Here is a 435-nt window from a genome sequence, read left to right as displayed (position 1 = left end):
AGCTCGAGGGTGAAGAAGCCGCCGTCGTCGTAGAGCACCGAGTCAGGTAACCAGAGGAACTCGTCTGCGTCGAACGGGATGCGTCCCCTCGCGGCGCAGAGCCGATGCAGGCCCGGATCCGGGCAAGTGTCGGCGAGATGCCGCTGCAGCAGCCCATCGCCGGCGAGCCGCGCTGCGAGAAAGATACTGCCGCCCCCAGTATACTCGGTGTGGCCCGTCAGTGCAGCGTTCGCGCCCACCGCCGCACCCGCCCCGGTCAGCATCGCGGCCATGGCGAGGGCGAGCCGACACGGCGGAACCGCGATGGCGGCGCCGCCCACGAGCCGCCAGAGCCCGAGCGCGCCAATAATCGCTAGGCCTGTGAGCAGATGCGTGACATGCGATGCCGCGGCGAGGGCCACTATGCCGGCCGCCGCGATCACCCACCATCGCATC

Annotated in this window: 1 pseudogene; it reads right to left on the bottom strand. The window is 69.9% G+C overall.

Annotation, left to right across the window (positions count from 1 at the left end):
- Positions 1 to 422, bottom strand: a pseudogene (locus ACFHPP_RS31400) (hypothetical protein); the annotation flags it as partial.
- Positions 423 to 435: the final 13 nt, after the last annotated feature.

Source organism: Falsiroseomonas sp. E2-1-a20 (assembly GCF_051433195.1).
GTDB lineage: Bacteria > Pseudomonadota > Alphaproteobacteria > Acetobacterales > Acetobacteraceae > Falsiroseomonas.
This window is presented reverse-complemented; position numbering and strand designations above follow the sequence as displayed.